Raw genomic sequence first — 19079 nt, forward strand, 5'->3', positions numbered from 1 at the left:
CGTCAGTCGGTGGATGCCGGGTCGTGCCAGGGGCCTCTGCGCCAGCCGTCGAGGCCGTAGTCGTCGAGGCACTCCTGCACCAGGGCTTCGTAGCGGGCGAGGCTGCCGCGCCGGGTCGCCCATTTCAGCGCGTCCAGGCGGACCTGCTCGCCGTTGCCCGAGTAGTTGCGTTCGTACAGCTCGTGGCGGCCGCCGAATTCGGTGCCGATCGCGTCCCAGACCAGCTTGAGCAGCTTGATCCGGTCCACGGCGGCGGTGTCGGAGCCGCGGTAGAAGCGGTCGATCAGCGGGCGGAGTTCGGGGTTGGTCAGGTCGCGGGCGCTGGAGGGCACCGCCAGGGGCGACCCGCCCAGCGTGGTCTCGAACAGTTCGTGGACGCGGTCCCAGACCCGGGCGTTGTACATCCGCATCGCAGACGCGTGCTCCAGGCGTGGGACGACCGTGCCGCCGCTGCCGGGCTCGGGGTCGTACGCCATCGCCGACGTCAGGGCCCACACCATGTCCCGCATGGTGATGATCTCGCCGACGGCGGCCTGGACCCCGCGGAAGGCGTCGGTGCCGTTGGCCCTGGTGCCGCGGGAGAGCAGGCCGGCCATGAGTTCCAGCTTGACGCTCAGCCGGGTGCCGGACTGGAAGTTGTACAGGTTGGGGAAGCCGGAGGTGGCGTAGAAGCCCGTCGCCCGTTCGATGTCCCGGTGGACGAGCACGTCCTCCCAGGGGATGAGCGCCTCGTCGAGCAGGAGCACGCTGTCGTTCTCGTCGAAGCGGCTGCTCAGCGGGGCGTCGAAGGGGCCGGCTGCGGCCTGTGCGTAGGAGGTGCGGCTGATCAGTTTCACGCCGGGGTTGTCCATGCGGACGAAGAAGACCAGGGCGAACGCCTCGGCCTTGCCCGGTGCGAGGACCGCCGAGCCGACGGGGGCGACGAAGCCGGCGTTGGTGATGGCCGAGCCCGTCGCCAGCATCTTCGCGCCGCTGACCACCACGCCGGCGTCCGTCTCGCGCACGGCGCGCACGAAGACGTCCTCCATGTCGTGGATGGCGCGCTTGCGGTCGACCGGCGGATTGATGATGACGTGGTTGAGGTAGAGCGCCTTGCCGGCGAACTCGCGGTACCAGGCGGTGGCGTTGGCGGCGTACGGGCCGTAGTAGTCGGCGTTGACGCCCAGGCCCGCCATGAAGGACGCCTTGTACTCGGGGGTGCGCCCGAGGAAGCCGTAGCTCATCCGGGCCCAGGTGGCGATGGCCTCGCGGGCCTCGACCAGCTCGGCCGCCGAGCGGCTGGGCTTGAAGAACTTGTGGGTGCGGATGCCGGTGTCCTGATCGACGCCCGTGAGGACGTCGGCGGTCGCCGGGTCGTGCAGGGCGTCGTAGAGCCGGGCCACCGACAGGGCGGAGTTACGGAAGGCGGGGTGCCGGGTGACGTCCTTGACGCGCTCCCCGTCCAGATACACCTGGCGGCCGTCGCGCAGGCTCTCCAGGTACTCCTCGCCGGTCATCAGGGTGTTGTCGGCGTTCATCGCACCAGCCCCGGGTTGTCCAGGGGCGGGGTGCCGAGCACCTGTACGCGTCGCAGGTGCCGGGGGGCGCCGCTGGTGAAGGCGTTGCGGCCGTGCAGCAGGGTGTAGTTGTCGGTGATGACCAGGTCGCCGGTTCGCCAGCTGTGGGCGTACAGGTGCGCGGGGTCGTACAGGGCCGCGCGCAGGCTGCGGTGGACCTCGGCGAGTTCGTCGTCGGGGACGCCGGAGAACGTCAGGTCGGGGTGGTTGACGAAGTCGCTGTCGTCGGCGGCGGTGGGTTCGTTGTAGCGGATGACCGGGGTGCCGTGCACGGGGTGGGCCGTCACGAGCGGGGAGACGGTGACGCTGTCGTAGTACTCCATCGCGCGGTGGTAGGTGCCGGTGACCTTCGACCAGCGCTCGACCGTGCGGGGGTCGGTGTGCTCGAGCACGGAGGTGGTGTGGGAGAAGGTGGTCTCGCCGCCGTTGCCCGCGCCGGGCGCGTGGACGCACTGGAAGACCTGGAACTCCGGTATCTGTTCGCGGTACATGCCGTCCCAGTGCATCGGCATGTAGCTGGAGTCGAAGATGTGGTCCTCGGGCTGTTCCTTCTCCACCAGTTCGAGGACGGTGCCGAACGGCCACACGCTCAGCTCGCCCCAGCGCTCGCAGTACGCGGACAGCTCGTCCGGTCCGGCGAAGGTCTCGAAGCCGCGCAGCAGCACGATGTGGTGCTCGCCGACGAGCGAGCGCAAGTGTGCGACGGGTACGTCGCCGACGTGGGCGCCCTCCTGGCGGGGCCGTATCGCCACGCCGAAGGGTTCGATCGCCGTGATCTCGTACCGGCTGTCGGCGAGCGGGTGGCGGTCATCGGTCATGGTGCTCTCCTGTGATGGTGGTGGGGTCGGCCGGCTCCAGCACGTAGTGGCTGGGGCGTCCCTCCGTGAACGCCTGCCGGGCGCCGGCCTGCTCGGCCTCGGCGCGCTTCATGAGCGTGAAGCGTCCGCCGGATTCGACCGCGACGCTGTGCCAGGGGGTCAGCCAGGCGTCGGGGGTGTCGGCGAGCAGGATGCCGATCTTCTCCGTGCCGCACGGCTGGGGGTGGATCGACAGGCGGACGGCCGTCGGGAAGAGCCGGTCCAGCAGATCGCCCCACGCCCTGCTGCGCTGGATGACGCGGTAGGCGAGCTCGCGGCACTTGCGTTGCAGGGCGGAGCGGGTGCCGGTGTAGTGCGGGCCCGACAGGTCCTCCAGCATGAAACGGGTGATGCCGCGGTACATGGCCAGGGGGGCGCCTCCGCCGCGTACCTCTTCGCGCAGTTCCTCGATCGTCGGGGCGTAGCCGGCCGCGAGCATGGTGCGCATGTCCTCGTGCCCGGCGTTGCTGTAGACGTCGTCGAGGGTGAACTGTTCGAGGTGGCCGGCGCCGATCCGGGTGATCATCGCGTCGAGGGCCCGGGCGTAGCCGGTGACGTTCTCGTCGCTCACCCCGAGCAGGTCGTTGAAGACCCGTCCGTCGGAGCAGATGAGGATGGCGGCGCCGGGCGGGTAGAGCTCGGTGATGCGCTCGCACAGCTGGTTGAGGAAGCGCAGGGCGAGTTCCTCGGCCAGGTCGGGCAGCGGGCCGAGCACCTTGGCGGGGTTCGGGGACTTCGTGGGGAACGCCGGCAGGACGAACTCGATCCGCCGGCCGCTCTCCATGGCGCTGCGCACCGTGTCCAGGTGGTGCCTGACGCACTGGGGACAGACGTCTCCGGTGCAGCCGCCTCCGCGCATTCTGCGCTGGTGGGACAGCACTTCCCGGAGAACTTGGACGGAAACCAGTTCGATATCGGGTGCGGCGAGATCGGACACCGCGCCTCCCTTCGTGGACTGGTTCCCACCGTGCTCCGTGCGCGCATGAGAAACGCACAAGGAGCGCACAGCGGCCAGGTCAGCGTCGAGGGGAGGGCTCCGCCGAGGGGGTCACGGAGGGTGCCGCGGCCCGGGTGAGGCGGTCGGCCCACAGCTGGGCTTCTTCGGCCCAGAAGGGCATGCCCAGTCCGCGGAATCCGGCCAGGGCCGCGGTGAGATGGCTCGCCGCCCGGGAGGCGTCTCCCAGCTCGGCGTGGGCGCGGCCGAGCCAGTAGGAGGTCAGCGCCTCGCCCCGGCGTTCGCCGAGCTCGGCGAAGACGGACGCGGCCTCGCCGAGCGGTGCGAGTGCCCGCGGGGCGTGCTCGGCGCCGAGGGCGAGGTGCATCCTGCCCAGCGTCAGCAGCGCGTACGCCTCGCCGGGGCGGTGGCGTACCGTCCGGAAGCCGTCCAGGGCCCGGTCCAGGTGGCGGGCGCACCGGTCGAGGCGGCCCTGGCCGATCTCGGCCGAGGCCAGCAGGAGCAGGATGTCGGCGAGGGCGAGCGGGTGGCCGAGTCGCTCCGCGGCCTCCAGGGCCGGCTCCAGGGCTTCGACGGCTTCCGCGTCGCGCCGGCGGTGGACGAGCGCGAAGCCGAGGCTGCGCAGGGCGACGATCCGGCCGTGTTCGTCGCCGAGGCGGCCCATCACGGCGGCCGCCTCGGCGGCGTCGTCGTGGGCGAGGTCGCCCATGCCCCGGTCGGCGATCGCGAAGCCGCGGTGGGTGCGCAGGCGGGCGGCGTGGTGCTCCTCGCCCAGCGCGTCCAGGCGCTCGATGGCCGTGGCCCACCGCGTCACCGCGTCGTCGACGCGGCCCCGTACGGCGAAGGCCCGGGCCAGGGAGCCCTCGGCGACCGCGGCGGCGACGGCGTCGCCGTCGGCTTCGGCGCGTTCGAGCGCGACCCGTGCCACCCGTTCCCACTCGTCCCACCAGTTCCGCAGGTGGCAGACCTCCTCCATGGCGTGGGCCAGGGCGGACGCCTGGGTTCCGTAGCCGTTGCCCGCGGCGAACTCGACCGCGGTGACCAGGCTCGTCCGCTCGCCCTCCAGCCATCGGACGAGGTCGCCCGGCTCCCCCGGGGGCCGGTCGCCCGGTCCCCGGCGGATGAGCTGGTCGGCGGCGGTCCGTACCCGGGAGAGCCAGCCGTCCAGCACCCGCGCCACCGCGGTCCGCCGCCACTCGGGCGGATCCTCGGCCGTGGCGCGTTCCGCCGCGTAGACGTGCAGCAGGTCGTGCATGCGGTAGCGCGGCCGGCCCTGGGCGTCGAGCGACTCGACCTGGACGAGGTTGGCGTCGATCAGCGCGTCGGTCGCGTGGTCGGTGTCGCAGGAGTCGAGCAGGGCGGCGAGGGCCCAGCCCGGGAACTTCGGCGAGGGAAGCATGCCGATGGCCCGGAAGGCCCGGGCGGCGTCGGCGGGCAGGGCGTGGTAGCTGGCGGCGACGCTGGTGCGGACGGCGAGGTCACCCACCGTCAGCTCGCCCAGCCGACCCTGTTCGTCGGCGAGCCGGTCGGCCAGGTGCCCGATCCGCCAGTGCGGGCGGCTCGCGAGCCGTGCGGCACTCACGCGCAGCGCCAGGGGCAGGCCCGCACAGCCGGCCAGGATCCGCTCGGTCGCCTCCGGTTCCGCCGCGAGCCGCTGGGGGCCGACGATGCGCCGCAGCAGGTGGTGCGACTCCTCGTCGCCGAACGGGGCCACGTCGACCAGTTGGGCCCCCGTCAGGCCCGCCAGCCGGGCCCTGCTGGTGACCAGGGCCGCTGATCCCGGGGTGCCGGGCAGCAGCGGCCGGATCTGGGCCTCGTCCCGTGCGTCGTCGAGCAGCACCAGCACCTTGCGGCCGGACAGCAGCGCACGGAACATCGCGGCGCGGTCCACCGTCGCCTCGGGGATGGAGCAGCCGGAGACGCCCAGGCTGACCAGCAGGTCCGCGAGGACCGCACCGGGCGAGCGCTCAGGGCCGCGGGCGCCGTCGAGGTGCACGAACAGACGGCCGTCGGGGAAGACGTCCCGCAGCTGATGGGCGAGCCGGGTGGCCAGGGCGGTCTTGCCGACCCCGGGGAGCCCGGTGAGGATGACGACGGGCACGGCGCAGGGCGAGGCGGCGTTCGCCGCCGCGCCGAACGGTTCGAGCAGTGCCGAGGCCCGTGCCAGCACCTGGCCCCGGCCGACGAAGTCGGTGGTGTCGGCGGGCAGCTGGCTGGAGGGCCGCCAGGCGTCGGTGGGGCGTTCGGCGCGTACGCCGGCGGGCGACGGTCCCAGCAGCGGTCCCCCGGTGAGGATCGTGCGGTGCAGCCGGCGTAGTTCGGCGCCCGGCTCGAGCCCCAGTTCGTCCCGCAGCGCCGTGCGGGCCAGGGCGTAGGACTGCAGGGCGTCGCCCGGGCGGTGGCAGCGGTACTGTGCGGTCATCAGCTTGGCCCACAGCGACTCGCGCAGCGGGTAGCGGGTCACCTCCGCCCTGAGCATGCCCACCACCTCGCGGGATTCGCCGAGGGCCAGGCGTGCCTCGGCGTAGTCCTCGGTGGCGGCCAGCCGGGCCTCTTCGAGGCGGGCCGCCTCGATGTGCAGGGCGTCGTGGTGCGCCACCCCGTCGAAGGCGGCGCCGCGCCACAGTGCCAGGGCGGTCCGCAGATGGCCGGCGGCCGCCCGGTATTCTCCCCCGGCCAGGGCGGAGCGGCCGCGTGCCGCGAGGTCCTCGAAGAGGTGCAGGTCCATTTCGCCGGGCAGCACGCGCAGCTGGTAGCCGCCGTGGCCCAGGCTCAACCGGTCCTCGCCCGCCGCCGGGTTGAGCACCCTGCGCAGCGCGGCGACATAGCTGCGGACGTTGGCCTGGGCCGAGGCGGGAGGGGCCGCACCCCAGACGGCGTCGCACAGGCGCTCCCCGGACACCGAGGTGTGGGTGTTGACCAGCAACGTGGCGAGCAGCGTCCGCTGCTTCGGCCCGCCGAGCGGGAGCGCACGGCCGCCGGCGATGACTTCGAGGGGCCCCAGCACCCTGAACTCGACGCGCGGAGCCTCCACCGCAGGACCGCCTTTCTGTGGGACGCGTGACACAGAGCGGCACGCCCCCTGTGCACGATTCGAACAATTGACTGTTCGACAACCCTATGCGTCATTTGGTGCGGGGCCTCCCCCTGCGCCGGGGGCCCGGACGGCGTCCCACCCCCTACGGCCGGCGGACGGCGCGGAAGTGACCGGAACGGCCGTTACGCGTCCTGACGGAGGGCTGTCAGCGTTCAGGGTGCGCTCGGTCCCAGTGGAAACGCACGCTCTTGGAGGCGCCATGACCACCGTCTCGGGCCCCCGCGTCGAGGTGACCTCACGCGACGCCCGCCCGGAAGGCAGCTCGATCGCCCTCTCGGCCCGGATCACCGTCACCGTCGGCGGACCCGACGGCATCGTCGACCTGACCGGGGAGTTGCGTCAGTTGACCGAGGAGTCGGGCGTCGCGGAAGGCACCCTGCACCTGTACTGCGGCCACACCACCTGCGGTCTGATCGTCAACGAACGCGATCCGGGGCTGGAGTCGGACCTGCGCGACCTCCTGGAACGCCTCGCCCCGCACAGCGCCCACCACCCTTACGCCCACGACACCACGCGCACCCCCGCCGAGCGGCTGGTCCACGGCGAACGCGACAACGGCCACTCCCACGCCCGCGCCATCGTGAGCACCCACCCCGAGCTGAGCATCCCCATCACTGCCGGGGCGCTCCACCTCGGCCGGTGGCAGGCGGTCCTCCTGGCGGAGTTCGACGGTCCCCGCACCCGGGAACTGCTCGCCCGCGTCCACGACTGAGCGCCCCGTCGCACACCGCTACGGCGCGCCGGACGTGCGCCGCAGGAGCACGTAGCCCGCTGTGTCGGCGGCGACGCGGTAGCCCTGGGCGCGCAGGCCGGGCAGCAGCCGGCCCTGCTCGACCCCGGACATGGGCCAGCCCTGGGACGTCCTGGTGTCCACGATGACCCACTGCGGGTCGGGCCGGCTGCCGTTCATGCCGAACGCGGAGACCGTGGTACGGGCGGCCAGCTGGGGAGCCAGATGGTTGGAGGCGGCGACCGTCGCCCCGTCGGGTATGAGGCTCATGACCCGGTGGGCGACGGCGACCCGGGCGGCGGTGCGCCAAGTGGCGGGCAGGGCGAGCTGGAAGAGCGGGAACTGCGGCACCAGCAGCGCGGTGACCGCCCCGGTGACGATCAGCGAGTGCCGCCGGGTCCGCGGATCGACCGCCGGCCGCTGGGTGAGGGCGTCCAGATAGGCGGCGAAGACGATCGGCATCAGCACCGCGCTGTACTGGAAGCCGGTCCCCCAGTACAGCGGATTGTCGGAGGCGAAGCGCCAGGCGAGCGTGGGCACGACCGTCCACGCGAGCGCGGAGCGCAGGGCGAGGAACGCGGTGGGGGCGAACAACAGGATCAGGGTGACGGCCTTGGGCTCGGGCATCGCTACCAGGCCGACCGTTCCCCGGTACAGCAGCGCGGGCAGAGAGGAGGCGGTGGAGCCGGTGGACTCCGGCAGCTTCTCCCAGTAGGAGTAGTGGCCGTCGTCGCTGAGGGCGGGGATGGCCACCAGGATCTCCAGGGCGGTGCCGGCCATCCCGGCGACCGCGGTGCCCAGCCCCAGCCGGAGCCGGCCGCGCCGGGCGATCAGGACGCCGATCACCACCACGGTCAGCCCCAGGTCCTCCTTGACCAGCAGCAGGGGCAGCGCCCACGCGGCCGCCGGGACCAGCCGGCCCTGCCCGAGCGCCGTCAGCGAGAACGCCAGCAGCGGCACGGCGAAGCACACCTCGTGGAAGTCGAAGCCCACGGCGGAGGCGATCCCCCAGGACGCGCCGTAGCCCAGCCCCACGACCCACGCGGCCCCGGCTCCCAGATCCCGGCGCGCCCACCGGGTCAGGGGCACCACCGCGACCGCCAGCAGGGCGGCCTGGGCCAGCAGCAGCACCAGGGGCGAGGGCCACAGCCGGTAGAAGGGCGCCAGGGTCGCCAGGATCGGGGAGAAGTGGTCCCCGAGCTCCGCGTAGCCCGGTCCCTTCAGCTCGACGACCGGCAGGTGACCGTGCGCGTAGGAGCGGACGACCTGCTCGAAGATGCCCAGGTCGTAGCCGGTGGTCTGCATCCGCTGGTGCCGGCGCACCGACGCCGTCGCGTACACCGCGCACAGCAGCGCCGCCAGGCCCCAGGTCACCCACGCCGTCCCGCACCGGCCCCGCGCCGCGTCCGGGCTTGTAGCCGGCGCGGAGGTGGTCTCCGGGCGCCGGAACGCGGCACGAAGCGCGATCGGGAAAAGGGGCACACCGCCGCCTTTCGGGGGAAGGGGACGCCTCCGGCGAGCCGCGCGGACGCCCGGACCCCTGCGCGGCCCGCGCCCACGTCGCCGGGCCCGGGCGCCCGGGCCGACCACTCCGCTCCCATCCTCACCGTGAGGTGGCAGCACGGCGATCCGCGTTGCGCCGTCCGTGGGACCGCGGACGCACCACCGGTGACGGTACGCATGCCCGCCCCGGGCGCCAAGAGGGCCACTGGGTACGCCAGCACGACGCTCGAACCGCCGTCCGTGCCGCCGACTCAGCCCGTGGCCGCCAGCCGGGCCCGGTTGAACATGTAGGCGCACAGGAAGACGCCGGAGACGACGAGCAGCCCGCCCCACAGCTCATGGAAGGCGGGCGTGCGCCCCTCCCACATCAGGTTGAAGACCACTCCGAACACCGCTTCCATGCCGATGATGGGGCCCATCATCGTCGTCGGCAGGTGTTTCGTCGCGATGTTCCAGAACCAGGTGGCGCACCAGGACCCCAGCAGGGCCAGCGCGGTGCACCAGGCCAGGAAGGACCAGAACGTGGCACCGTCCGAGAACGGCGAGGGGCCCTCTCCCGCCCGGGCCAGGGGCAGCAGGAGGAGCGAGGCGCAGAACGCGCCGAATCCGATGCTCGCGGTCCAGACCCTGTTGTCGACGGGTGTCCTGGCCCGCTTGAGGATGACTCCGTTGACGATGACGAAGTAGGACCACGCCAGGCACGCCGCGACGCCCAGGGCCGTCCCGATGAGGGCGTCCCGTCCCCGGCCGTCGGACCAGACCGAGGTGATGTCCCCGCTGACCAGTACCAGGCCGCAGGACATGATGACGACCGGCAGCAGCAGTCTGCGCCACCGCAGCGCCTTCTCCATCGAGTTGGAGACGAGCGCGACCATCGCGGGGATCAGCCCGGTCAGGGTCGAGGCGAGCACGCCGCCGCCGATCGAGGCGGACATCGACAGCAGGAGGTAGAACCCGATGTAGCCCACGACGCCCAGGTGCATCGCTTTCAGGACGTTCGCCGTGCCGAGCGCCCGCAGTCTGCCGAGGTTGCTCAGCAGGACCGCCAGGGAGATGACGCCGAAGACCGCGTACCTGCCCACCACGAGGTAGTAGATGTTGACGGGTTCGACGGCGGCGGGTCCGAGGAAGGTGAAGCCCCACAGCGCCGTGGCGGCGAGGGCGGCCGGCAGGCCCACCGAGTAGGCGCGGGCGCTAAGCACCGGTACCCGCCCGGTTCCCGGCCAGCTCGTCGCCGATCGAGACGACCTGATCGACGAGGAAGTCCATGTCGTCCTTGACCGTCCGGTGATTGGTGTTGGCGACCCGGATGACGAATGTACCGTCGATGATCGTGTGCGAGGGGACGGCGAGCCCGCCGACCTGCAGACGCGTCAGGATCTCCTGGTTCACGGCGTTCAGCTCGTCGGTCCCCGCGTCCGGCAGGACGTAGCGGAAGCACACGACGTTGAGGTCGCTGCGGGAGACGGTCTCGAGCCGGGGCGCCGCGTCGACCAGGCGGGTGAGGTGGGCGACCTGGTCGATGTTGCCGGCGATGGACCGCGCGAAGGCGTGGATGCCGTGGGTCTTGAGCGCGAACCAGACCTTGAGGGCCCGGAAGCGCCGGGACTGCTCGATGCCGCGGTCGGAGAAGGCGACGGGGTACGCGGCGGGGCCGCTGGTCGTCCTGCTGATGTAGTCGGCGTTTGAGCCGAACGTCTCCTCGAGGATGCCGGGCCGCCGGACCAGGACGCAGCTCACGTCGAACGGCATGTAGAACCACTTGTGGAGGTCGAAGACGAGGGAGTCCGCTTCCCTCATGCCGGCCAGCGTGCCGCGGTGGGTGGGCAGGAGGTAGGCGAACGCTCCGAAGGCGCCGTCGAGGTGGAGCCACAGGCCCTCCTCGCGGGCGACGGTGACGAGCTCGTCGAGGGGGTCGATGGCACCGGTGTTGACCGTTCCGATGTTCCCGACGAGGCAGAGGGGGTGGAATCCCGCCGCGCGGTCCTCGCGGATCGCCCGCCGCAGGGCGGCGACGTCGATCCGGAAGTCCCCGTCGACCGGAATGGCACGGAAGAAGGCCGTCCCGATCCCGAGCAGCTCGACCGCTTTCTCGAACGAGTGATGGGTTTCCGTGGAGCCGTAGACGGTGAGCCGCGGGGCGGCCCCGGCGCCGTCGTGCCGGATGTCCCACCGCCCGGCCCCGGCCTGGCGGGCGGCGGCGAGGGCGACGATCTGGCCCATCGAGCAGCCGCTGGTGAGGATCCCCGAGCCCTCCGCCGGCCAGTCGAAGACTTGTTTGAGCCACTCGATGACCTGTTCCTCGACCATCATGGCGGCGTTCTCGCCGGAGCCGAGCGTGCAGTTCATCACGGACGCGAGGAGGTCGGCGTAGGCCGCGACGGGCAGGCCCGAGCCGTTGACCCAGCCCCAGAACCGCGGGTGGATGTTGCCGCGCGGGTAGGGCATGACCGTCGAGCGGAATTCGTCGTAGACGGCAGCCATCGGCGTGGGGTGCTCGGGCAGGCCCCGGCCCAGCGCGGCGCGGGCCTCGTCGGGCACGGGCTGCCAGACGGGCCGCTCGCGCAGGCCCGCGAGGTAGTCGACCGTGTCGTCGATGATCCGCTTGCCCAGCGCCCGGAACTCCTCCCAGTCCGCGGGCTCCAGAGGGGGAACCGTTGCTCCGGCAGGCGCGAGGGGCGCGGTGCGGTCCGGTGGCGTGGTGTTGTCCACTGACATTCTCGATCCTGAACTGTCGCGAGTGGTACGGGTGACGCTCAGTTGGCGCTCAGCTGTCGCGTGACGGGTTCCTTCTCGGGCGGGCCGGCCACGCCGTCACCATCGGCGAATCCCGTGAAGCGGTCCGGGCGGTAGAGCCGGTGCATGGGGTGCGGCCGGCCCTGGAGCGAGGCGAGGACGGCGTGGGCGATGGCGGGCGCCTGGGCGAAGCCGCCGGTGTTGTGGCCGCCGTTGATGACGAAGAGCCCGCCGTCCTGGGTCGGTTCGGCGTGGTAGATGCCGAGCGAGGTCGCCGTCCAGGGCCGGACGCAGTACTTGAACGCGTAGTTCTCGGCGGGGTGCGAGGAGCCGGTGAGGGGCTCGCGGCCGGGGAAGAGCCGCTCGACGGTGTCGAGGATGCCGCGTTTCATCGCCTCCAGCTGCCGGTCGTCCACGGCGTTCGGGTCGGCTCCGGTGTAGCCGTAGCCGGAGCCGACGATCAGGATGTCCCGGCCGTCGGCGTCCACGGCGACGGTGACGTTCGCGTCCTCGGTGACGTGTCCCTTCCGGGCCACCTTGAGCGAGTTCTTCAGACGGACGGTCTCGTTGCTCATCCGTATCCAGCCGCCGAGCACGCCGTGGATCCGCCCTTCGCAGGGGGATCCCTCGACAAGAGCCTTGCCGTGGACGCCGGGCGAGGCGATGACGTGGGCGCCCGCGGGCAGCCGCGCCGGGCAGTCGAAGGCCACGACCCGCCCGCAGGCGTCCCTCCGGACCCCGGTGACGGGGGTGTTCCACAGGAAGGTGGCGCCCCTCTCCCGGAGGTGGCCGATGATCCTGGCGGAGAACTTGTGGACGTTGAGGGTGAAGCCCGGCACGGTGAAGCCGCCGACCAGGACTCCGGTGCGCATCGGCTGGACGAGGCCGGGGAAGTGACGGGCGACGCCGCCGGGTGTGAGCTCGCGTACGTCGACGCCCAGCGCCCGGTGGCGTGCCACCGCCGCCCGGAGGTGGGCGCGGTCGCTGTAGAGGCGCAGGATGCCGTCCGTGAGGACGACGTCCTCGAACAGGCCGGGGTGGTGGTGGCGCAGGTGCTGCCAGCCGTCGTGGGCCTCGGCGTTGAAGGCGAAGACGTCGGCGTTGTAGGAGCGGGCGAGCCAGGAGGGGATCCTCTCGAACTCCTCGATCCACGCCCGCTCCTCGCCCGGGGCGGTGCGGCGGTCCGCGGCCAGCCAGCCCGCTTCCTCCACGGGTGCCCGGAAGTATCCGGGGCCGACCGTGTGCGGATCGCGGTTGTTGTAGCTGTCCATCTCGGTGAGGGTGAACATCCGGGCGTCGTCACCGGCGTGGGTGCAGCCGTACCGCCGCCAGTCGGCGCTGCCCGGCGCGGGTGACCGGTCGGCGACCGTGACCCGGTATCCGTGGTCCGCCAGGTGAACCGCCGTGATCAGGTTGACGATGCCGGCGCCGATGAGGACGACGTCGCGCCGTCCCTCCTCGACGAGGAGGGGGGCCGTCGGCCTGTGGTGGGTGAACCACCGCTCGCAGCGGCGCAGGGCCTCGCCGGTCGGCTCCAGGCCGGGGCCGTCGTACCGGTACGCGCTGATGCCGTCCGTGCCGTCCATGTCCTCCGTCCCGCTGTCCACCGGGCCGGCCGGCTCGGCGGGGGTGGCCGCGTAAGCGAGGAACTTCGGACCCTTGAGGCTCTTGGACCACAGCCGGAGCACGGCATCGGCCGGCCGGCGCGGGGTGATCAGCGCCGTGGCGCCGTGGAGGATGAGGGCGTCGATCAGGTCCTCGTCCGGCCCGTCGTGGAGGCCCGGCGCGTGGATCACGTTTCCCGGCCGCAGGAAGTCGGAGGTCTGAAGGTCCGGGTCGGCCGTGGTCAGCAAAATCTTCATGGTGGAAGCGCTCCCTGTGTCCGCTGGCGCGGTGCAGCGACGAGAAGGGTCAGGTGCCGAAGGGGAGGGAACGGCGGCGCATCCGCAGCCGGGGGGCGGTGCCGTCCGTGCCGTTCGTCGCGTTCGCGACGCCCATGTGGAGGTCCGTGCCGATCCAGCCGCTCCCGAAAGCGGCTTCGAGATCGCCGGTGGCGGACAGCGGCAGGAGCTTTCCGCCGGTGTGGTCCTGCGCGTCGTCCGGTGCGTCGTCCCCCGCGGGCTCCCAGCCGCCGGGGAAAGGCCGGTAGAACAGGAATCTCTGGTTTCCGCCGAACTTCACGACGAGACGGACGGGACGGAATCCCGCCGCGATCAGCGACCGGACACCGTGCGGGTTCCTGGGCGAGCTGGTGGCGAAGAGGTGCCGGATCCCCGTCTCGCGCAGGTCGGAGAGGGCCCGGGCGTTCATGAGGGCGGACAGCCGGTGGCCGCGCCACCGGGGCAGGACCGCGATCGTGTCCCAGTGGGCGACGCGGGCGTATTCCTCCGCGGGCAGCGGAACGTCCTTCGCCAGGTTGAATTCACGGTCCCGGGGAAAGTAGACGACTCGGTAGGCGACCGTCTCGCCGCGGTGCCGGACCGCGTAGCAGCGCCCGCCCTCCGCCAGGCAATACGAGAGGAAGTCCGCGGAGCTGCGCTGGAACACGCTCCCGTCGGGCAGGGCGGCATGAATGCGCTCCTGCAGGTCGAGGAGGAGCCCGAGGGCCTGCGGACCCAGGCGTTCGACGGTGAACATCACGCGGCTCCGGCGGCGGTGACGAACGCGGAGATCAGCGGGTCGCCCGTCCCGTTCTCCCTCTTCTCCCCCTTCACCGGCAGCTCGGGGTGCCACAGCACGCCGACGGCCCAGGTGTCGCCCGTGTACTCGATCGCCTCGACGAGCGAGTCGTCGGCACGCGCTGTCGCGCGCCAGCGTGCGTCGGCGCCCTCGGCGAACTCCAGGCCCTGGTGGTGGTAGGAGGTGACCAGCAGGGACGGCTGCGCGTAGGCGTCCCGGACGCGGCTTCCCCGCGTCAGCGTGACGAAGTGCTCCGAGGTCTCGGTCACCGAGGTGCGGTGGGCGACGAGGTCCCCCAGGACGTCGGGTATGTGCGGGATGAGGGTGTGGCCGGCGGCGACGTGGAGGACCTGGCAGCCGCGGCAGATGCCGAGCGTCGGAACGCCGGCGTCGAGGGCCTTCCGGGCGAGGGCGAGCTCGAAGTCGTCGCGGTCCGGGAAGTAGTCGTAGCCGTCCTGCCGTTCGGCGCCGCCGTAGCGCGAGGGGTCCATGTCCTCGCCGCCGGTGAGCATGAGGCCGTCCACGGATCGCAGGACGTCATCGCAGCGGGACGCGTCGCCGAAGGGAATGAGGACGGGAAGGCCCCCGGCCCGGACGACTTCGTCGACGTACCCCTCGTGGACGCTGTAGCTGCGCAGGGCTTTGCGGTAGCGCGTGGTGATGCCGATCCGCGGGGTCATGACCGCGGCGGGCAGGGGAAGGCCGGACGCCGTAAGGAGAGGGCGCTGCGGCGTCCCCGGTGCCAAGTGGTGCGCATGTCTCGAATCCCCCTGGAACAGTGAGCTCTGCCGGCGTGCACCGGCGGGTCCGTTCGAACGGCGTCCCCACCCGGTGCGGCAGATGGCTTCTCAAATCAGGCGATCTTGCAGCGAGTTGTCACACTAGGCGAAGCTTCTGCGGTGCCGCAACAGTTCGATCATTGCTTTGTGCGGCCTTCGTCGCGCCTCCTGCGGCGAAGCAGTCGAACGGCCCCCTAGAGGATCCGGTCGGTCGTGCGGCGGTGGGTGGAGCGGCGGTCCTCGATGGCGGCCCAGCGGTCGCCGTAGACGTTCTCGGTGATGCCCGGCTCCCGCAGGAAGTCGTGGGGGAAGCCGAGCGGCACCGCGCTCACCTCGTCGAGCCGTGCGACGGCGGCGGCGTCGAGCTCGACCCCGAGGCCGGCGAGGTTGTCCGCCAGCTGGCTCTCCTTGGTGGCGGCGATGATCGGGACGACGTTGCCGGGCCGGCTCCGCAGCCATGCCAGCGCCACCTGGGCCGGGCTCCAGCCGCCTTGTTCGGCGATCTCCAGCACCGCGGTGATGATCTCGTCCTCGCGGCGGTCCGTGCCGCTGTCCCAGCCCTCGGTGTCGAGCCTGCCCGTTTCGCCGCGCCGGTACTTGCCGGTGAGTTTGCCGGCGGCGAGGGGGCTCCAGGCCAGCACCGCCAGGTCGAAGGCGCGGGCCTGCGGCAGCAGTTCACGCTCCGGCGTCCGGTCCAGGAGGTTGTAGCGCAGTTGCGAGCCCGCGAACGAGGTCCACCCGCGGAGCTCGGCGAGGGTGTTCGCCTGTGCGATCTCCCAGGCGGGCCAGTCGGAGACCCCGATGTAGAGCACCTTGCCGGTGCGGACGAGGTCGTCCAGGGCCCGCATGACCTCCTCGACCGGTGTGAAGTTGTCCCGCGCGTGCACCCACAGCACGTCGAGGCGGTCGGTGCGCAGCCGGCCGAGGCTCGCCTCCACCGACTGCACGAGGTTCTTGCGGTGGTTGCCGGCCGCGTTCACATCGCCCTCGCGGGTGGCGCAGCTGTACTTGCTGGCCAGGACGAACCGGTCCCTGCGGCCGTGGAGCAGTTCGCCGAGGATGGTCTCCGAGCTGCCGTCGGTGTAGTTGTTGGCGGTGTCGATGAAGTTGCCGCCCGCGTCCGCGTAGGCGTCGAGGATCCGCCCGCTCGTGTCCTTGGCGGCGCCCCAGCCCCAGTCCTCGCCGATGGTCATGGCGCCCAGGCTCAGCTCGCTGATCCGCAGGCCGGTCCTGCCGAACAGTGTGTATCGCACGGTGTTCCCTTCGGTCGGGGTGGTGCCTGCGACGGTACGGGCTGGAGTGCGCTCCAGCGCAAGCGACGTGGCGTCACCGGGGTCCGTGTCGCCCGGCTTCCCGCCGGTGGCCGCCGGGCCGATGCGCAGGGCGGCCACCAGGTCGCGGTAGAGCCCGTCCTCGCCGAGGAGCTGGGCGTGGGTGCCCAGGGCGCGCAGGCGGCCGCGGTCCAGGACGAGGATCTGGTCGGCGTCGGTGACGGTGGAGAGCCGGTGGGCGATGGTGAGGACGGCTCCGCGGTCCGCGACCCGGTGGACGACCTCGCGTACCGCGATCTCCGTCAGGCCGTCCAGCTGGGCGGTGGCCTCGTCGAGCAGGAGGATCTCGGGGTCGCCGACGAGGGCGCGGGCCAGGGCTATCCGCTGGCGTTCGCCACCGGAGACGGCCGGTCCCGACAGCACCGTGTCGAGGCCGTCCGGCAGTTCCCGTGCCCTCTCCTCGAGCCGTACGGCGCGCAGGGCCGTCCAGAGCGTGTCGTCGTCGGCCGCCGGGTGCCGGCAGAGCAGGTTCTCGCGCAGGGTTCCCGGCAGCAGGGGGGCGTCCTGTTCGACGTAGGCCATCCGGGCGCGGATGTCGTCCAGGGTCCACCGGGGGTAGGGCACTCCGTCGAGGGTGAGCTCGCCGTGCTGGGGGTGCAGGAAGCCCAGTATGAGGGAGAAGACGGTGGTCTTGCCCGCCCCGGACGGGCCGACGATGGCGGTGTGGCCGCGGCGCGGGACGCTGAAGGTGACGCCGTCCAGGGCCGGCGGGCCGTCCGGTCGGTGACGGGCGGTCACCTCCCGGAAGGCGACGACGGGGACGGAGGGCGCGCCGGAGGCGGTCCTGGGCCTGGGCAGGGGGGCCGTCGTCGGTGACGCGGGCAGCGGTTCGGCCTCGATGCGCTGTACGTCGCGGATGCGTGCCGAGGCCGCCATGCCCGCCTGGAGTTCGGTGACCGTGTGGGTCAGTCCGCTGACCGGGTCCAGGATCTGGAAGGCGTAGAGGAGGAAGGCGACGAGGCTCGACACGGGGAGCGCTCCCTCGGTCACCCGCCACGCGCCCAGCGCGAGGACGACGAGGATGGCGATGTGGATGCCTCCGGCCGCCACCGTCCAGGCGACGGCCTCGAAGCGGACGGCTCTGATGCTCTGCCGGGTCGATTCGCGTGCCTCGGCGAGCACCCGGTCGCACTGTCTGCCCTCCGCCCGGGCGGCCTTGACCGTGCGGATGGCGCGCAGGGAGCCTTCCAGTACGCCGCCCAGACGGCCGACGGCGGCCTGGGCCTGGCGCTGGGCGGCCGCCAGGGGCGGCATCAGCAGGGCGATCACCAGCCCGATGACGGCGAGGGCGCCGAGTGTGGTGGCCAGCAGGACCCAGTCGAGGGTGCCCATGAGCACCAGCGACCCGGTGAGCAGGACGACGGCGTTGATGAGGTCGACGACCGAGGTGGCGGCCGCCTCCCGAAGCAGCAGGGTGTCGGAGGTGACGCCGGTGACGAGTTCACCGCTGGAGCGCCCGGCGAGCACGCCGACCCGGGCGCGCAGCAGCCGTCGGACCATGGCGCTGCGGGCCTCCAGCACGATGTGTTCGGCCAGGGCACCGAGCATGATCCACTGGATGAGCGCACAGCCCGTGCCGGCCACCAGCAGGCCGACGAGCAGGGTGATCGACGGGCCGACGGGGGCCTTGGTCCCCAGTCCGTCCAGGATGTCCTTGGTGACCAGGGGGGTGGCCAGCTGGGCCAGGGTGGTGCCCAGCCCGAGCAGCAGTCCCAGCAGGAGCCGGCGGCGGTGCGGGCGGGCGAACGACCACAGGACGGCCGCGTTCTGCCACCGCCCGCCCGCCGCGTCCGCCCCGGCGGGCTCCGCGTCCGCGTCGCCCGTCTCCTGAACCGTCACAGCAGGGGGAAGGCGTAGGAGAAGCGGTTGAGGTGCATCATCATGCACGACAGCAGGGCGCCGCCCTTGTGGTACTCGGACAGGTTGAAGTAGGAGACCTCGAAGGCGAGCCGGGAGGCGACGTCCTCCAGTTTCCGGTTCTTGCGGATCTCGCTGTCGTATTCCTCCGTCCCCGCCTTGAGGTCGTGGATGTGCGAGGAGTTGAGGATGACGTTGTCGAGCCGCACCGAATTGCAGATGCCGGTGTAGGCGTCGTCCTCGTCGACGTCGATGATCTCCGTGTGCTTCTCGAGCTCGCGGATCTCGGCCTGGTCGTAGAGCGAGGTGCACACCAGCGTCTGTTCCGGGGTGAGCGGGAAGACGGTGCAGTCCAGGTGGTACATGCGGGGATCGGTCATCCGGAGCTTGACGACCTGCATGTCGAAGGTGCGTTCCATCCAGGTGTACGCCTCGGGGTCGGAGCGCTGGCCGTAGCCGCCCACATAAACGTTTCCCCGGAGGTACTTCAGTTCCGCCTCCCCTTCGAAGCGGGCCTGCGGTATGTGCGTGTCGTAGCCCATGGCCCGGAAGAAGTCCCTGCCCACGGGGGTCTCCGCCTGCCGGGGCGGTGAGGTGAAGCGGGAGATGACGACGGTGTTCCGGTCCTCGAGGTGTTCCAGCACGATGCCGAGGTTCGCCGTGAAGACCAGGTCCTGGAGCCCGGTCGTCCGTGGCGTCGGCAGGAGGGTCACCAGGGCCTCGGAGGCCACGTAGTTGTAGAGGTCGAAGAACTGCACGAACGCCCGTTGCGCGTCCGGGACCCGGTCCTCGTCGGTCAGGTCCTCCATCCAGACGTTGTTGGCGACCTCGCAGGAGTAGGAGAACGGCGGGTTCATCAGGAAGGCCGGCCGCCCCAGCTGGCTGGGGTTGGCGGGGCGCTCGCTCAGCCGCTCCCAGGGCTCGCTGGACGATTCGGCCGGACGGGCCACGTTGGACATGGGTGTGTCTCCTTGATCGGCACGCGGACGGTTGAACGCC

13 protein-coding genes and 1 pseudogene are annotated in these 19079 nt (G+C 71.9%); 1 reads left to right on the forward strand and 13 read right to left on the reverse strand.

The features are described 5' to 3' along the window. Positions 1 to 2: 2 nt before the first annotated feature. The 4 genes from ABZ956_RS29770 to ABZ956_RS29785 form a co-directional block, all read right to left on the reverse strand. On the reverse strand, positions 3 to 1517 hold the full coding sequence (locus ABZ956_RS29770; RefSeq protein ID WP_361900359.1) for a 4-hydroxyphenylacetate 3-hydroxylase family protein: 1515 nt from the start codon (positions 1515 to 1517) through the stop codon (positions 3 to 5). After that, entirely contained in the window at positions 1514 to 2374 is an 861-nt protein-coding gene (locus ABZ956_RS29775) for a TauD/TfdA family dioxygenase (RefSeq protein WP_361900362.1), read from the reverse strand. Before ABZ956_RS29775 ends, ABZ956_RS29770 begins: the two co-directional genes overlap by 4 nt. Further along, a complete protein-coding gene (locus tag ABZ956_RS29780; protein WP_361900365.1) occupies positions 2364 to 3350 on the reverse strand; it encodes an isocyanide synthase family protein in 987 nt (328 codons plus the stop codon). The genes ABZ956_RS29775 and ABZ956_RS29780 overlap by 11 nt, the downstream gene beginning before the upstream one ends. A 79-nt stretch (positions 3351 to 3429) precedes the next feature. Next, positions 3430 to 6402: a BTAD domain-containing putative transcriptional regulator gene (locus ABZ956_RS29785; protein ID WP_361900368.1), complete on the reverse strand. Its 2973-nt coding sequence runs from the start codon at positions 6400 to 6402 to the stop codon at positions 3430 to 3432. A 262-nt stretch (positions 6403 to 6664) separates the two neighbouring features. On the opposite strand from ABZ956_RS29785, the gene ABZ956_RS29790 reads away from it, so the two are divergent. Then, positions 6665 to 7177 carry a secondary thiamine-phosphate synthase enzyme YjbQ gene (locus tag ABZ956_RS29790; RefSeq protein WP_361900371.1) on the forward strand — a complete coding sequence of 171 codons (513 nt, stop codon included), beginning with the start codon at positions 6665 to 6667 and terminating at the stop codon, positions 7175 to 7177. Between the two features lie 18 nt (positions 7178 to 7195). On the opposite strand, the gene ABZ956_RS29795 is transcribed toward ABZ956_RS29790, so the two are convergent. The 9 genes and pseudogenes from ABZ956_RS29795 to ABZ956_RS29835 all read right to left on the reverse strand — a co-directional run bounded on the left by ABZ956_RS29795 (position 7196) and on the right by ABZ956_RS29835 (position 19039). Next, positions 7196 to 8569 carry a DUF2079 domain-containing protein gene (locus tag ABZ956_RS29795; RefSeq protein ID WP_361900374.1) on the reverse strand — a complete coding sequence of 458 codons (1374 nt, stop codon included), beginning with the start codon at positions 8567 to 8569 and terminating at the stop codon, positions 7196 to 7198. A gap of 380 nt (positions 8570 to 8949) precedes the next feature. After that, entirely contained in the window at positions 8950 to 9900 is a 951-nt protein-coding gene (locus ABZ956_RS29800; protein WP_361900377.1) for a DMT family transporter, read from the reverse strand. Further along, entirely contained in the window at positions 9893 to 11416 is a 1524-nt protein-coding gene (locus ABZ956_RS29805) for an aminotransferase class I/II-fold pyridoxal phosphate-dependent enzyme (RefSeq protein ID WP_361900380.1), read from the reverse strand. Before ABZ956_RS29805 ends, ABZ956_RS29800 begins: the two co-directional genes overlap by 8 nt. Positions 11417 to 11454: 38 nt before the next feature. Continuing rightward, the gene (locus ABZ956_RS29810; RefSeq protein ID WP_361900383.1) at positions 11455 to 13296 is read right to left on the reverse strand and encodes an FAD-dependent oxidoreductase; all 1842 of its coding nucleotides are present in this window, start codon (positions 13294 to 13296) and stop codon (positions 11455 to 11457) included. 49 nt (positions 13297 to 13345) lie between these two features. Then, on the reverse strand, positions 13346 to 14071 hold the full coding sequence (locus ABZ956_RS29815) for a GNAT family N-acetyltransferase (RefSeq protein WP_361900386.1): 726 nt from the start codon (positions 14069 to 14071) through the stop codon (positions 13346 to 13348). Beyond that, positions 14071 to 14793 carry a gamma-glutamyl-gamma-aminobutyrate hydrolase family protein gene (locus ABZ956_RS29820; protein WP_361900389.1) on the reverse strand — a complete coding sequence of 241 codons (723 nt, stop codon included), beginning with the start codon at positions 14791 to 14793 and terminating at the stop codon, positions 14071 to 14073. The genes ABZ956_RS29815 and ABZ956_RS29820 overlap by 1 nt, the downstream gene beginning before the upstream one ends. 293 nt (positions 14794 to 15086) lie before the next feature. Then, entirely contained in the window at positions 15087 to 16145 is a 1059-nt protein-coding gene (locus tag ABZ956_RS29825; RefSeq protein ID WP_361900424.1) for an aldo/keto reductase, read from the reverse strand. 348 nt (positions 16146 to 16493) lie between these two features. Then, positions 16494 to 18110, reverse strand: a pseudogene (locus ABZ956_RS29830) (ABC transporter ATP-binding protein); the annotation flags it as partial. Further along, the gene (locus ABZ956_RS29835) at positions 18059 to 19039 is read right to left on the reverse strand and encodes an arginine deiminase-related protein (protein WP_361900391.1); all 981 of its coding nucleotides are present in this window, start codon (positions 19037 to 19039) and stop codon (positions 18059 to 18061) included. The gene ABZ956_RS29835 and the pseudogene ABZ956_RS29830, both read right to left, overlap by 52 nt. Between the last annotated feature and the right edge of the window lie 40 nt (positions 19040 to 19079).

Origin of the sequence: Streptomyces sp. NPDC046261 (assembly GCF_040646235.1) — a bacterium.
GTDB lineage: Bacteria > Actinomycetota > Actinomycetes > Streptomycetales > Streptomycetaceae > Streptomyces.

Coding starts and splice junctions, on each gene's coding strand:
- ABZ956_RS29770 (WP_361900359.1), bottom strand. CDS start 1,517: ATGAACGCCGACAACACCCTGATGACCGGCGAGGAGTACCTGGAGAGC.
- ABZ956_RS29775 (WP_361900362.1), bottom strand. CDS start 2,374: ATGACCGATGACCGCCACCCGCTCGCCGACAGCCGGTACGAGATCACG.
- ABZ956_RS29790 (WP_361900371.1), top strand. CDS start 6,665: ATGACCACCGTCTCGGGCCCCCGCGTCGAGGTGACCTCACGCGACGCC.
- ABZ956_RS29805 (WP_361900380.1), bottom strand. CDS start 11,416: ATGTCAGTGGACAACACCACGCCACCGGACCGCACCGCGCCCCTCGCG.
- ABZ956_RS29810 (WP_361900383.1), bottom strand. CDS start 13,296: ATGAAGATTTTGCTGACCACGGCCGACCCGGACCTTCAGACCTCCGAC.
- ABZ956_RS29815 (WP_361900386.1), bottom strand. CDS start 14,071: ATGTTCACCGTCGAACGCCTGGGTCCGCAGGCCCTCGGGCTCCTCCTC.
- ABZ956_RS29820 (WP_361900389.1), bottom strand. CDS start 14,793: ATGACCCCGCGGATCGGCATCACCACGCGCTACCGCAAAGCCCTGCGC.
- ABZ956_RS29835 (WP_361900391.1), bottom strand. CDS start 19,039: ATGTCCAACGTGGCCCGTCCGGCCGAATCGTCCAGCGAGCCCTGGGAG.